The organism is Halobacillus sp. ABR2_026 (assembly GCF_056158545.1).
Window position 1 is genome coordinate 670,017 of record NZ_JBSWTM010000001.1, and the last position, 12,939, is coordinate 682,955.

Here is a 12,939-nt window from a genome sequence, read left to right on the forward strand (position 1 = left end):
ACAGCTGTTATTCAATGTTATCACTCTGTTAACAAAGCTGTCTTACCATGGATCTTGAGAAAAATTTTCGGAGGGATTGAAGTGAACAAGCATCGAACGAAAAAAATGCTGTCCATGACGGCTTTATCATGTCTTATCGCAGGAACATTCGCTGGAGGAGGTATGGGTACCCCTGTCAGTGCTTCAGAACATAAAGAGGAAGTGAAAAATGTCATTTTTCTTATCGGAGATGGCATGGGACCTTCCTATACGACCGCCTATCGATACTTAAAGGATGACCCAAGCACAATGGAGATGGAAGATACAGCTTTGGATCCTCATTTGGCCGGGATGCAGTCGGTCTATTCCGCCGATCCTCATTTTGATGGAGGGGAAGAGGATGAAAAGGAGAACATTCCTGATTCGGCTGCGACGGCAACTTCCATGAGTTCAGGTGTGAAGACTTATAATGGAGCAATCGCCGTCGACCTGGAACAGAAGGATACGAAGACAATTTTAGAAGCAGCGAAGGAAAAAGGGATGTCGACAGGTCTTGTCGCTACTTCACAAGTCAATCACGCTACCCCTGCCGCTTTTGGGACACACGATAAGTCCCGCAACAACTACGATGCCATTGCGGATGATTATTTTGATGACCGCATTGAAGGTGAACATAAAGTGGATGTGCTGCTCGGCGGAGGGACCGACTTTTTTGATAGGGAAGACCGTGATCTGACAAAGGAATTTCAGGAAGACGGGTATGATTACGTAACCACTTCAAGAGAGCTTGAAACGGTGGATACGGACCAGATTCTCGGATTGTTCGCTCCTGTAGGGTTGGATAAAGCCATCGACAGGCCGGAAGAACAGCCTTCATTGGAAAAAATGACGACCTCAGCTCTGGATGCATTGAAAGAAAACGAGGAAGGATTTTTCTTAATGGTGGAAGGCAGTCAAATCGACTGGGCTGGACATGATAATGACGTCGTTGCAGCCATGAGCGAAATGGAGGATTTTGAAAAAGCTTATCAGAAAGCGATCGAGTTTGCTGAGAAGGATGGAGAAACACTGGTCGTTGCTACCGCCGATCACTCTACGGGAGGGCTCACGATTGGAGAAGGCGGACCATATAAATGGGATCCATCCGTTATCGAGGCTGCCAACCATACGCCTGACTATATGGCGCAGCAGATCGTGGAAAAAGGAGCAGACGTAGAGAAAACATTGAAGAAAAACATCGGTTTCGAGCTGACGGAAGAAGAATTGACTGCGGTACAGGAAGCTGTGAAAGAGGCATCCGAGGATGAAAAGCTGACCGAGGTCGACAATGCTATTGAAGCTATCTTTAATGAAAGATCCGGCACAGGATGGACGACCGATGGACATACAGGTGTTGATGTTCCGGTTTATGCTTACGGTCCGGGTTCATCGATGTTCGAAGGTTTTATTGATAATACAGACCAGGCAGAAAACATTTCCAAGCTTCTAGGGCTTTGGGAAACAGAAGAAGGGGCACCGCTTGCCGATACGAGCACAACTTATCCCATCGGACTTCTTCTCGGTACGATTGCAGCAGGCACAGGAGGTTTTCTATTAGTCCGAAGGAAACGGTTGAACAACTGAGCATAGATCCGAGGGCAAAGGAGATGAGGACGGATGATTCGAAAGCTTGGGGTTCTTCTACTGGGGATGGGAGTCATCATCGTGGTTTGGAATAGTTACCAATGGTGGGTGGAAAGTCAAGTCGTATCTTATGATCCAGCCTTGCAGGTGGAAGACACGGCATCTTATTCGACACATGACACGCATGGGGCGGGTCATGTGTCGGCTCAGTCGATGACGGACTTTGAAGCAGGGGAAGGAGTGGAAGAACTGACCATTCCGAAACTGGGAAAGCGATACCCTGTCTATTATGGGTCTGATCAAGAGACGCTGGAAAAAGGGATCGGAATGTATGATACGCCTTACACGACTCGTCCCTCAGAAGGCGGTCATACTGCTCTTGCCGGTCATAGAGAAACGACGTTCACAGGTCTTGACGGTTTAGTAGAAGGGGATTTCCTTTATCTCACCGAAGGAAACATCGAATATGAGTACCAAATTAATAAAATTTGGGTAACGGATCCAGGGGATACTTCTGTAATCGTCCCAAAATCCTCTCGAACATTGACGTTGACCACATGCTATCCTTTCGACTTTATCGGTTCTGCTCCTGAGCGCTACATCGTACAGGCGGTATTTGTAAAACAACAGAAATTCAAATGAGAAAAACCCCTTCCGATGTTGGAAGGGGTTTTGTCCTTTTACTTCTTCCAAAAGCCATTCTTTTTAAAGAGGGAGGGCTTCCTTTATGACGGAACGGATGTTTGATTCTCCTTGATTCTATGGCCTTCAAAAAATTCGAGAACTTTTTTGTACACCAGAATTTCGTTTTCCTTCTTCGAAAATCCATGACCTTCATCTTCCAGGACTATATATTCCACTTCCCGCCCTTTATCTTTCAACGCTTCCACCAGTTGATCGGATTCTTCTTTTACGACGCGCGGGTCCGTCACGCCCTGAATGACGAGCATCGGTTTCGTCATCGCGTCTAAATAATTGATCGGTGAGTCTCTTTTTAGCTTTTCTTTATCTTCAATAGGATCGCCGACGAACTGAGCCATTACTGGTTTCCAGTGGTCTGGAACGGATTCTATAAAACTGAACAGATTGGATGGCCCGAAGATATCGACAACCGCTTTAAAATATTCCGGATGCCGTCCGTGGAGAAGGAGTGCCATATATCCTCCATAGCTTCCACCCATTAAAAGGATGTTTTCTTTAGTAGCATATCCCTGATCAATCAACCAGTCGATGCCGGAGATATTGTCGAGCCGAGGGGCATGTCCCCAGTCGCCTTCCACCATTTTTTCAAACGTTTGTCCGTATCCTGTCGATCCCCTGAAATTAGGAGCGAACAGGCTGTAACCTTCATGGGCGAGAAAAAGGAAAAGGGAACGGAAAGAATCCCGCTCGGCTGCTTGAGGACCTCCGTGCGGCCAAAGAATCGTGTGTCCATTATCTTTTTCCGGGTCTGGACGATACAGGAGCGCTTCGATCTCAAGTCCATCAAACGAGTCATAGGTGACGATTTCAGGGTGAATCAAATCTTCGTTTTTTACGCCAGGGACACTATAGTTGGTCAGCTGCTCCCAACTTTTTTCCGTTTGTTTGTAAATGTTGGCAGGTACAGTGGCTGAATCTCCACGGAGGTATACGGTTCCTGAATCCGCTACGATAAGCTGGTCGATGACACCGACCGGCGATTGGATCGGAGTCAGGTCTGCACCCTCGAGGTCATAGCGGTAAAAGGAGTCGCGGACGCCTTTTTCGCTGACGATGTATAAGGACTTCGTCACTTTGTCATATTTCATCTGGTTGAATTCTTCACCTTTGACCTCTGTCACTTTTTCAAAGGCTTTCGTCTTCAAGTTGAATTTTGCTAGATAGGAAAATTCACTTCCGTAATTGGTCAGCAGGTAAATCTCTTGTTGAGAAACAAAAACAGCTTCAGAAACAGTGTGCTCATGCTCTGTTGGTGGAGTGATGAGGAAGTCGTCGCCATTTTCTTTTACATAGAACAAGCGGGAGGTATTCGAGAATCCTTTCATATAAAGGAGACGATCCTCCTCAGGGCTCTGATCGATGAGGATGGTCATGGCATCTTTGCCGTGGACGACGACCTCTTCATCTCCTGTCTCCAAATCATAGCGATAGCCTTTCATGAACGTTCCGTCATCTTTGGTGGAAGTGTAGTACAGATGCTTCCCGTCTTTTGATAAAAAAGGATGGATATGCCTGGCCTCTTCTGTCTTTCTAATGGGATGAAGCCGTCCTCCTTCCGGCGGGAGAGCATAAATCTGTCCGTTTTCATCACCGTCTTCATCAAAGACAGCGAGAACATGCCTGCCCTCAGGATCATAAATGAGGTCCTGGCAGCTTTGGTTGTGGAAGGTTAAAGGGTATGGGAACGTCCCAGGCAGGTCCATAGCCCACAAATTGTATGCTCCATTTAAATTCGTACTGAAGATCAACTGTGATTCATCTGGACTTACTGCGAAGGTCTCGATTCCATAGGTTTGAAAAAATTGTTCTACATCCGGTGGTGTGAATTTTAACATGAATTTAACTCCCATCTTTTTGAAATGATTCTATACTTCCATTTCTATAAAAGGAGGTCGTTCCCCTTTCCTTTCTCTATGAATGAAGAGAAAAAGATTGTAAGTTACTTTCTCATAGAATGCAAAATAACAATTGACAATGATAATCGTTATCAATTAGTATGGTTATATACTTATTAAGGGAGTGACCCAAGGATGGGACATTGCTTATACGCTATGAGGTCTTTCCGGTATGAAAGAAGGAATAATGGTTGTGGATGTAAACGAACGGTTCAATTTGTCAGAGGTCAGCGCTTGCATGTGCTGAACGATCCTTTCTATATAGAAAACCAAGGATGGTATGTGATCATCCAGATTGAAAACGAAGAGCCATTTAAAATGGGTGCCCGTTTCATAGAGGAGTTGTATGAAAAGAAGGTGCTGAGAACATGGATGGATCTGGAACTTCAGTTGAATTATCACGAATTCAAAATAGATCAAGCGCTTCGTGACAAAAATGAAGAAGATTTTCATTACTACTTCGGTACGTTGAAACGTTTGAAGGAAGTTTATTCCAGGTATGCTGAAACAGAAGGGAGTTTGTCCGGATGAAGCTCTTGATAGGCTTTGCCAGCATGTCCGGAAACACGGAGGATATAGCTGATCAGATCAAATCTCACCTGGATGAGGAGCACGAAGTGGACATGCTGGAATTAGAGGACTTGGAACCTTCTGATTTACAGGATTATGATGGGGTCCTTATTGGCTCCTATACATGGAATGATGGGGACCTCCCATATGAGGTGGAAGACTTCTATGATGAATTGGAAGAGGTTGATTTAACAGGGAAACCAGCGGCGGTGTTTGGCTCAGGGGACAGGATTTATCCCCGTTTTTGTGAAGCTGTCCACATGTTGGAGAATCAACTGGAAGCTTCGGGTGCTCATCTCATATCAGATGGATTGAAAATTGAAATGAATCCAGATACAGAAGAAGAACTTGAAGCATGCGCTCGATTTGCTGAACGGATGAATCAGCATTTTTTTAGCTTGAAGGCATAAAAAACACGCAGAGGAGATCACGAATCTCTTCCGCGTGTTTTTGGTTTAAGCAAGCGTCCTGTTACCGTATAAAATTCGTTCCAGCATGGATTTATCCATTTCGAGGGGAAGAATTCCGTTCATTGCAAGAAGTTCTTGAGTGTTCGAATCGTCGAAGTGAAGGTTTTTGTTCCAATAAGGCCGGAAAACGTCCATCGGAGCATTGAACATCTGCTCTTCCTTGGTAAGTTCCCCGTCATAATCGGATGGAACCATTTCAATATTCGGGAAGTCCAGTTTATCCTTAATCATTTCAAACAGAAGACCGTTTGTCGGCGGGTGAGGGTTCGTGATGTGGTAAATGGACTTCGGGTGTTCTGTATTCAGAGCTGCCGTCAGAACATTTACAACATAATCGACAGGTACGAAATTTTGACTCGTATCTGCGGTGCAAAGGAATTTAAACGTCTGCTTCTGTAGGTTTTGTTTACGGGAAGTCCGCTTCTTCAATAATTCGAGACTGCGGATCACTCCATACAAGGCAAAACTGGTATCTGCTTCCCCAGTCTCTGAATCACCAATAATGATAGAAGGGCGGAAAATTTTAATTTGGAAGGACGGTTCATAACTTAGGACTAAGTGTTCCGCGTGACATTTGCTTTCTTCATAGGCATTCACGAACGTCTGGTCTTTTTCATGCAGCTCTTCAAATGCCTTGCGTTTCATTCCAAGCGTGTACGCTGTACTCACATAGAAAAAGCGCTCGGCACCAATGGCTTTCGATAATTCAAGGACATTCTCCGTTCCGTCCACATTGACTTTAAAGGTCTTTTCCCGCTCGTTTTCGTCAAAAGAAAGGAATGCGGCACTATGATAAACCGTATCGACAGTTTCTCTAAGGTGAAGGAGCAGATCTTCCGTTGATTCCTGCGTGAATCTGTGAAAGGTCACCTTCCAGGATGTGAAGATTCTCCTTTTTTTCAGAAGGGGATTCCTGCTTCAGCTTGTCTCCTTTACGCCTGTTTCTTACTAAGGCGTGAACAGTATGTCCTTCTTCCAGTAACTTTAATGTCAGCTGTTTTCCTAAGAAGCCTGTCGCTCCTGTAACTAAAATGTTCATGTTGTCTAGCTCCTCCGATGATTCATAATCTATAAATGGCGTTTTCAGCTTTCGCTGCTCGTGGCTACAAGGATAACATACTGAAGGGCGGAATGGTGTGGGAAAAGTATGGGAACCGAATAATCATCCGTTGATGGAAGAGAGGCGGGAGGTCCTAGTTCGTTATATGTATATTTTTCCAACAGGGACAAAATCAGGTAGTCACTTTTGTTCATTCTCCATAGTTTGAAAGGTTTTTGTCGATAAAGTGAAGTAATTGGTAAATAACGAATGAATGAGGAGGGATTGGATGAAGAAGAAAATGTTAACGGCTGCATTAACAGGAGCCCTGATCACCACAGGTGGTTTTCTGCCTGGAAGCGGGGGTGTGTTAGCAGGGGAAAGTGGCCCGAATGGACCTGATTACAATGGGAATGAAACCATTAAAAATGAGCGGCTGCACTCTTATGAAGAGATGAGTGATTTTCTACATAAGCTCGATCAGCGTTCAGAAGCACTGGACCTCGAAGTATATGGACAATCCGTGAAAGGAAGAGACTTGTATTTAGCGAAGTTTGGTGAAATGAACGAAGATCAGCCGACCGTTCTTTTCCTTACGCAGCAGCATGGCAATGAAACATTGACGACAGAAGGTGCGCTGCAGGTCATCAAGCATTTAACCTCTAATGGGAAAAATGTTCGGGACATTCTGGAAAATGTAAATGTTCTGATTGCCCCACGGTTGAATGTGGATGGCGCGGAAGGAGATGTGAATTTCTCCCTGGATGATTATGTTTCGGGCATTCATACCCGCTATAATGCCAATGGAGTAGATTTGAACCGCGATCACGTCGAGCGTGAACAGCCGGAAACAAAAGCCCTGCATGAAAATGTTCTACAAAAATACAGCCCGGATTATATGATCGATTTGCATCACCAGGGCACACAGGTCACCCTTGGAGATACAGGTGAACTTGTATCCGGTTCTATCTTGTATCCGACGAATGCTGAAGTGAATCCGGAAGTACGTGAAAAGTCGAAGAAGCTTGGAGCTGTTGTGTACGATGCGGTGGATTCAAAAGGTTACGGCCTTCTTTCTAAGTATCCAGGTGGAACAGCCAAGACCATCAGCCGGAACGGCCTTGCTGTGGAGTATGGAATTTCAACTCTGTTGTTTGAAATGAGAGGCATGGCTGACCATTACCGTGAGGACTATGTCCTCGGACAGAAGAGCAATGGTTATTTGATCCAACAGGCGGTAACAGCTATGGAGGCAACATTGGAAGCGCTGGCGGATGGATCGATCGAGTCGGCCGACGATTCATTCTGGGAAACGCTCCCGGAGAGCAATTACAACGGTGAATAATTATGAAGGAACTTCCTTGATCAGGAGGTTCCTTTTTTAATGGCTGTGAGGGGGCCGGGGGTGTTCATCCTTCTTTTTTCATGAGCAGGTATCTTGTGAATATACTTAGAAGAATGATGAAAAAAGGGGGCGGACGCATGGGGGTAATCAAAGCTCCAAGCAGGCATATCGACATGTTGGCCCGGCTGCTCAGGGCAGAAGCCGTGGGGGAAGGTAAGCAGGGTATGCTTCATGTAGGATCAGTCGCCGTAAACCGTGCGCGGGTCAATTGTTCCGACTTTAAAGGTGTGAATACAATTCCAGAAGTCATCAATCAACCGAAGGCATTTGAAGCCCTACAGCACGGGATGTATTATCAGCGGGCGCGTGAAAGTGAAAAGCGCCTGGCCCGTAAAAATGTGAAAGGCTACAGAACTTGGCCGGCGAAATACAGCCTTTGGTACTTCAAACCTTCCGGCGACTGCCCGCCGACATGGTATGGGCAAAGCCAGGTTGGCAGATATAAATCCCACTGTTTTTATGAGCCTGTCGCCGGTGAGTGCGATGCCATCTATAATACGTACTGACCCACCTGGAAGCGGAAGGGATCCTGCCAACCGCTTCTTCTTATTGACTCTGGCACTTTATAGGTCAGCATCGACCGAATGGATTCGTGATATAGGATAGGGGGAAATGAGAACGATCTGTTTTTAAACGGAACTTATCTATTTTACATAGCGATGGGTGGAAGGATTGGTTGAATAAAACGATCCATAAAGGGTATGAACAAACTATATGTTCATGAACTGGAGGGTCAAAGATGGATAAAATGAATCGCGGCGTCATTACCGCCCTGTCTGCCATTGGAATTGCGCAGGCGTTGAAAATCATCACCCATAAAAAGGTATCGGGAGAATGGGATGTGAAGCAGGTAGCTACAACAGGGGGAATGCCGAGCTCGCACTCAGCAGGCGTGTCCGCTCTTGCTACTTATATCGCCGCAAACAAAGGATCGAGGCATACAGAGACAGCGCTGGCGGCAATTTTTGGAGTGATCGTCATGTATGATGCACAAGGGATCCGACGTCATACAGGTGAGATTGCTCAATTGGTCAATGACCTGGAAGATAACTTCGCAGCCATATCGAGCGATTTCCCGAGTTCCGAATTTGTGGAGCGTGACAAAGAATTGAAAGAGCTTCTTGGGCATCAGCCAATTGAAGTGCTCGGAGGCGCGGTTCTCGGGGCAGCCTTCGGCTATTTCTCCGCCAAACTTGAGGGATAAAGAAAGATGAGCTGCAAAAAGTAAGTCCGGGAGGTGATTCAAGTGACGGGATTCAACCATCCTGGAAAAGATGTAATGGCTAAATCCGGAACGAATATAAGTGACGTGAAACGTAGGAACGAACGCTCAGGACTTTCCTATAATGAAGTGAAGCAAGTCCTTGCTGATCAAAGGAAATTGTAAAAAAAGCCTGCCGGATGCGGCAGGCTTTTTTTATTAATCTTCAGTTACATCAACGGCTGCGGTGTTGTTGTTCATATAAGCTGCAGACAGATGGTCATCTTCCTTGTTCCGTCCTTCGAGAGCATCCTGCAGCTGTCGATTTGCTGAACCACGGTCTCTTCCTTTAGGGTTGTTTTTCTTCCGGCTTTCTTTATTCTTACTCATCAGAATTCCTCCTCTATTGGGATACGTTTTTATTTTCTCCTGCCATCTCTTCTCTATGTCTTACTTTTTAATTCAAACAGTGAATGATTCAGGCGAGGTTGAAAAGACTAAGGAAAAAGCACGGATTTTGCAGTGATTGATGAATGCAATCCAGAACTGGAGGCGTTTGAAATGCCGGAAAACCCTCGTCTATCCTCATCTGAAATTGGTACTTTATGGATGACTTATCAACAGAAGACGATGCTCATTACAATGCTTGAGCACTTCATAGAAACCGCAGACGACCCGGAAGCAAGACAGATCATGACGAACTTGACGTCGGCCATTCAACCTTATGTGAAGAAAATCGAATCCATGTTCATCCAGGAAGACCTGCCTGTACCGAAGGGTTTTACAAAAGAGGATGTTAATAAAGGGGTTCCAAAGCTGTTTGATAATGGATTTGATATCATGTTCCTTCGTTTGGAGAAAGAAATCAGCATGGGGATCCACACGTTGAATTTAACGATGTCCTATCGTCCTGACGTCACATTGATGTACCAAGAACTGACCAGAATCACTCAAAAATGTTACGACGACTGTACACAATTCCTTTTGAACAAAGGATATCTTCCTAAATCTCCTTACGTAGCTGTCCAAAAGCAGGTGGAACATGCGAAAGGGAGGAATTATCTAGGGATGTTCAACCCGTTGAAAGGAAAGCGTTCATTAAATACGGTGGAAATCGCTCATATCCATCATTCCATTGAGTCCAATATTACCGGCATGCAGATGATTTATGGGTTTGCTCAAACCGCATCTAATAAAGCGGCAAGAAACTACCTTTATAAAGGTGGAGAATTGGCTAAAGGACTCGTCAAAGAGATGACAGAAGTTTTTCTTGAGGATGATTTGCAAGTACCTTCTACAGCAGGGGGGAACTGTACAACATCCAAGATCCCTCCATTTTCGGATAAGCTCATGATGTACTGTGTCAGCTTGTTCTGCAGTTTCTCCCTGGGAGGAAATTCCTTAGGTACGGCTTTCAGTCTTCGTAATGATCTGCCTGCGAAGCTCACGGTTTTCATGAAGGATATCTTTGAATATGCCCATGAAGGGGCTAAGATCATGATTGAGCATGGCTGGATGGAAGAGCCTCCTCAAACGATTAAACATTAAGAGAGAGGAGCCTGACGACGGTCTGTCAGGTTTTTCCTTGTGATGAAGTTTTAATGTTGACATCCCACCCTTTATCCTTTAATATCATAAAAGTCATTAAAACATATCAATTTACTTGGTTTTAAGGAGGTTTCTTTAATGAAAAAGTTCTTATTGCTATTATCCATAGGTTTTGCTGCACTGGTGCTTGCTGCTTGCGGAAGCACTGAAGAAGGTGACCAGGCCTCAACAGACGAAGGAAACGGTTCGGACGCTTCTGAACAGACACTGCTTGAACAAATTCAGGAGAGTGGGGAACTCGTCATCGGTACAGAAGGTACGTACCGCCCTTATACTTTTCACGATGAAAACGATGAATTGACCGGGTTTGACGTCGAGATTGCCCGTGAAGTGGCTGAGCGTCTAGGCGTCAAGCCAGTCTTCAATGAAACAAAATGGGACTCCATGTTCGCAGGTCTGAATGCCGAGCGTTTCGATATGGTGGCAAACCAGGTCGGAATTACGGAAGAACGTCAGGAGGAATATGCCTTCTCAGATCCATATATTCAGTCATCTGCTGTCGTCGTCACCCATAAGGATGACGATTCTATTCAAAGTTTCGAAGACCTGGAAGGTGTGAACACGGCCCAGTCCATGACCAGTAATTATGCAGATATCGCCCGTGAAAATGGAGCAGAAATCACAAGTGTAGAAGGATTTAATGAATCTATGCAGCTGATTGCTACAAATCGAGTGGAAGCAACGGTCAACGATCGCCTATCCGTGCTTGACTATTTGAACAGCCGTGAAGATGCTCCGGTTAAAATTGCCGCACGCAAGGATGAAGCCTCTCAAAGTGGTCTGCTTTTCCGTCAGGGGAATGAAGATCTGGTGAAAGCAGCTAATGAAGCTCTTCAGGCAATGAAAGATGACGGCACATACCTTGAGATTTCTGAGAAGTGGTTTGGTGAAGATGTATCTAAGTAATATTTTTTCAAATCCTGAAATGGAAAAGTATATCGACATACTAGTGAGCTCTTTTCTCCCTTTGGTGAAAGGGGCTTTCTATTATACAATCCCGCTTACGCTGATCACCTTTGCCATCGGTTTGGTACTTGCTGTCCTTACGGCTCTCATGAGGTTATCGAACATGAAAGTTCTCCAGTGGATAGCGCGGGTTTATGTTTCCATCATCCGCGGAACGCCATTGCTTGTACAGTTGTTCATCATTTTCTTCGGTCTTCCTTCGGTCGGCGTGACGATCAACCCGTTTTACTCAGCCATCATTGGGTTTTCGTTGAATATGGGGGCTTACAACTCTGAAATCATCCGGGCCGCGATTCTATCGATACCGAAAGGACAGTGGGAAGCCGCCCATTCCATTGGGATGACGAACATGCAGGCGCTTCGTCGCGTCGTTCTACCGCAGGCGACGAGAGTGTCTATTCCACCGTTGTCGAACTCTTTTATAGGTTTGATCAAGGATACCTCTCTTGCATCCACGATCACCTATACGGAAATGTTCCGGAAAGCGCAGGAAATCGCGGCCACCAACTACCACTTCCTGCTTGTATACACGGAAGCGGCTGTGATCTACTGGATCATTTGTATCGCGCTTTCTTTCGTACAGGATCGTGTGGAAAACAGGCTGGATCAATATGTTGCAAAATAGGAGGCTGCTATGATTACCGTCAAAGACCTCAATAAATACTTTGGAGATCTACATGTTCTTAAAGACATCGATATGAATGTCGATCGAGGGGAAGTGGTCGTCGTTATCGGACCTTCGGGTTCCGGGAAAACGACGCTGCTCCGTTCTTTGAACATTTTGGAAACCCCGGAGCAGGGGGAGATTACCATCGGAGAGCGTACGATGGATTTCTCCAAACCATTAAAGAAAAAGCAAGTGGTCGATTTTAGAAAACAGACCGGAATGGTGTTCCAGAACCATAATTTATTCCCGCACTTCACAGCTCTTGAAAATGTGATGGAAGGACCTGTGACAGTGCAGAGAGTTTCGAAAGCGAAGGCACGTGAACGGGCCGCTGATATTTTGACTAAAGTCGGTCTGGGGGAGAAGCTGGATGCGTATCCTCACCAATTATCAGGAGGCCAGCAGCAGCGCGTGGGCATTGCCCGGGCACTCGCTACCGGGGTGGAAGTCATTCTTTTCGATGAACCGACTTCAGCTTTGGACCCTGAGCTCGTCGGGGATGTTCTTGACGTTATGAAGGAGCTTGCAGAAGAAGGGATGACCATGGTGGTCGTCACTCATGAAATGAGTTTCGCTGAAGAAGTCGCTGACCGTGTCTTGTTTATGGACCAAGGGAAAGTGGTTGAAGAAGGGACCCCGGAGCAGATTTTCCAGCAGACGCAGGAACCGAGAACGCAGCAGTTTTTGAATCGCATTCGAAAGTAAAGCCAGGCATAACAGCCTGGTTTTTTTGTGTTGATTTTATTTTTTTGAATATTCTTTACTTCCTATATATAAACTCATACACTGTGAATGAACAAGTATTTTCCATTAC

Annotated in this window: 16 protein-coding genes; 12 read left to right on the plus strand and 4 right to left on the minus strand. The window is 45.5% G+C overall.

Features of this window, described 5'->3' with window-relative positions:
* Window positions 1-105 precede the first annotated feature (105 nt).
* The gene (locus ACXADE_RS03410; protein WP_474982190.1) at window positions 106-1,602 is read left to right on the plus strand and encodes an alkaline phosphatase; all 1,497 of its coding nucleotides are present in this window, start codon (window positions 106-108) and stop codon (window positions 1,600-1,602) included.
* Window positions 1,603-1,635: 33 nt separating this feature from the next.
* Window positions 1,636-2,244 (plus strand): sortase, encoded by a 609-nt coding sequence (locus ACXADE_RS03415; RefSeq protein ID WP_474979110.1) that lies wholly within the window; start codon window positions 1,636-1,638, stop codon window positions 2,242-2,244.
* Window positions 2,245-2,327: 83 nt separating this feature from the next.
* Here ACXADE_RS03415 and ACXADE_RS03420 read toward each other — a convergent pair whose 3' ends face one another.
* Window positions 2,328-4,139, minus strand: coding sequence for a S9 family peptidase (locus ACXADE_RS03420; RefSeq protein WP_474979111.1), 1,812 nt, complete (start codon window positions 4,137-4,139; stop codon window positions 2,328-2,330).
* Window positions 4,140-4,334: 195 nt separating this feature from the next.
* Between ACXADE_RS03420 and ACXADE_RS03425 the strand changes: the two genes are divergently transcribed.
* On the plus strand, window positions 4,335-4,730 hold the full coding sequence (locus tag ACXADE_RS03425; RefSeq protein WP_474979112.1) for a hypothetical protein: 396 nt from the start codon (window positions 4,335-4,337) through the stop codon (window positions 4,728-4,730).
* Window positions 4,727-5,179 (plus strand): flavodoxin, encoded by a 453-nt coding sequence (locus tag ACXADE_RS03430; protein ID WP_474979113.1) that lies wholly within the window; start codon window positions 4,727-4,729, stop codon window positions 5,177-5,179. Before ACXADE_RS03425 ends, ACXADE_RS03430 begins: the two co-directional genes overlap by 4 nt.
* A 45-nt stretch (window positions 5,180-5,224) precedes the next feature.
* Here the strand turns inward: ACXADE_RS03430 and ACXADE_RS03435 are convergent, their stop codons facing one another.
* Window positions 5,225-6,109 (minus strand): SDR family oxidoreductase, encoded by an 885-nt coding sequence (locus tag ACXADE_RS03435; RefSeq protein ID WP_474979114.1) that lies wholly within the window; start codon window positions 6,107-6,109, stop codon window positions 5,225-5,227.
* A complete protein-coding gene (locus ACXADE_RS03440) occupies window positions 6,054-6,278 on the minus strand; it encodes an SDR family NAD(P)-dependent oxidoreductase (RefSeq protein ID WP_474979115.1) in 225 nt (74 codons plus the stop codon). The genes ACXADE_RS03435 and ACXADE_RS03440 overlap by 56 nt, the downstream gene beginning before the upstream one ends.
* Before the next feature lie 289 nt (window positions 6,279-6,567).
* Between ACXADE_RS03440 and ACXADE_RS03445 the strand changes: the two genes are divergently transcribed.
* The 4 genes from ACXADE_RS03445 (at window position 6,568) to ACXADE_RS03460 (ending at window position 9,070) form a co-directional block, all read left to right on the plus strand.
* On the plus strand, window positions 6,568-7,623 hold the full coding sequence (locus ACXADE_RS03445) for a M14 family metallopeptidase (protein WP_474979116.1): 1,056 nt from the start codon (window positions 6,568-6,570) through the stop codon (window positions 7,621-7,623).
* A gap of 137 nt (window positions 7,624-7,760) precedes the next feature.
* Window positions 7,761-8,189 (plus strand): cell wall hydrolase, encoded by a 429-nt coding sequence (locus ACXADE_RS03450; RefSeq protein WP_474979117.1) that lies wholly within the window; start codon window positions 7,761-7,763, stop codon window positions 8,187-8,189.
* Window positions 8,190-8,422: 233 nt separating this feature from the next.
* The gene (locus ACXADE_RS03455; protein ID WP_474979118.1) at window positions 8,423-8,887 is read left to right on the plus strand and encodes a divergent PAP2 family protein; all 465 of its coding nucleotides are present in this window, start codon (window positions 8,423-8,425) and stop codon (window positions 8,885-8,887) included.
* Window positions 8,888-8,929: 42 nt separating this feature from the next.
* The gene (locus tag ACXADE_RS03460; RefSeq protein ID WP_474979119.1) at window positions 8,930-9,070 is read left to right on the plus strand and encodes a hypothetical protein; all 141 of its coding nucleotides are present in this window, start codon (window positions 8,930-8,932) and stop codon (window positions 9,068-9,070) included.
* A 33-nt stretch (window positions 9,071-9,103) separates the two neighbouring features.
* Here the strand turns inward: ACXADE_RS03460 and ACXADE_RS03465 are convergent, their stop codons facing one another.
* Window positions 9,104-9,274: a hypothetical protein gene (locus ACXADE_RS03465; protein ID WP_474979120.1), complete on the minus strand. Its 171-nt coding sequence runs from the start codon at window positions 9,272-9,274 to the stop codon at window positions 9,104-9,106.
* Between the two features lie 171 nt (window positions 9,275-9,445).
* Here ACXADE_RS03465 and ACXADE_RS03470 point away from each other — a divergent pair, with 171 nt between their 5' ends.
* The 4 genes from ACXADE_RS03470 to ACXADE_RS03485 all read left to right on the plus strand — a co-directional run bounded on the left by ACXADE_RS03470 (window position 9,446) and on the right by ACXADE_RS03485 (window position 12,830).
* On the plus strand, window positions 9,446-10,432 hold the full coding sequence (locus tag ACXADE_RS03470) for a DUF3231 family protein (protein WP_474979121.1): 987 nt from the start codon (window positions 9,446-9,448) through the stop codon (window positions 10,430-10,432).
* Window positions 10,433-10,570: 138 nt separating this feature from the next.
* Window positions 10,571-11,398, plus strand: a complete 828-nt coding sequence (locus tag ACXADE_RS03475) for an amino acid ABC transporter substrate-binding protein (protein ID WP_474979122.1) — start codon at window positions 10,571-10,573, stop codon at window positions 11,396-11,398.
* A complete protein-coding gene (locus ACXADE_RS03480; RefSeq protein ID WP_474979123.1) occupies window positions 11,385-12,083 on the plus strand; it encodes an amino acid ABC transporter permease in 699 nt (232 codons plus the stop codon). Before ACXADE_RS03475 ends, ACXADE_RS03480 begins: the two co-directional genes overlap by 14 nt.
* 9 nt (window positions 12,084-12,092) lie before the next feature.
* Window positions 12,093-12,830: an amino acid ABC transporter ATP-binding protein gene (locus tag ACXADE_RS03485; protein ID WP_474979124.1), complete on the plus strand. Its 738-nt coding sequence runs from the start codon at window positions 12,093-12,095 to the stop codon at window positions 12,828-12,830.
* Window positions 12,831-12,939: the final 109 nt, after the last annotated feature.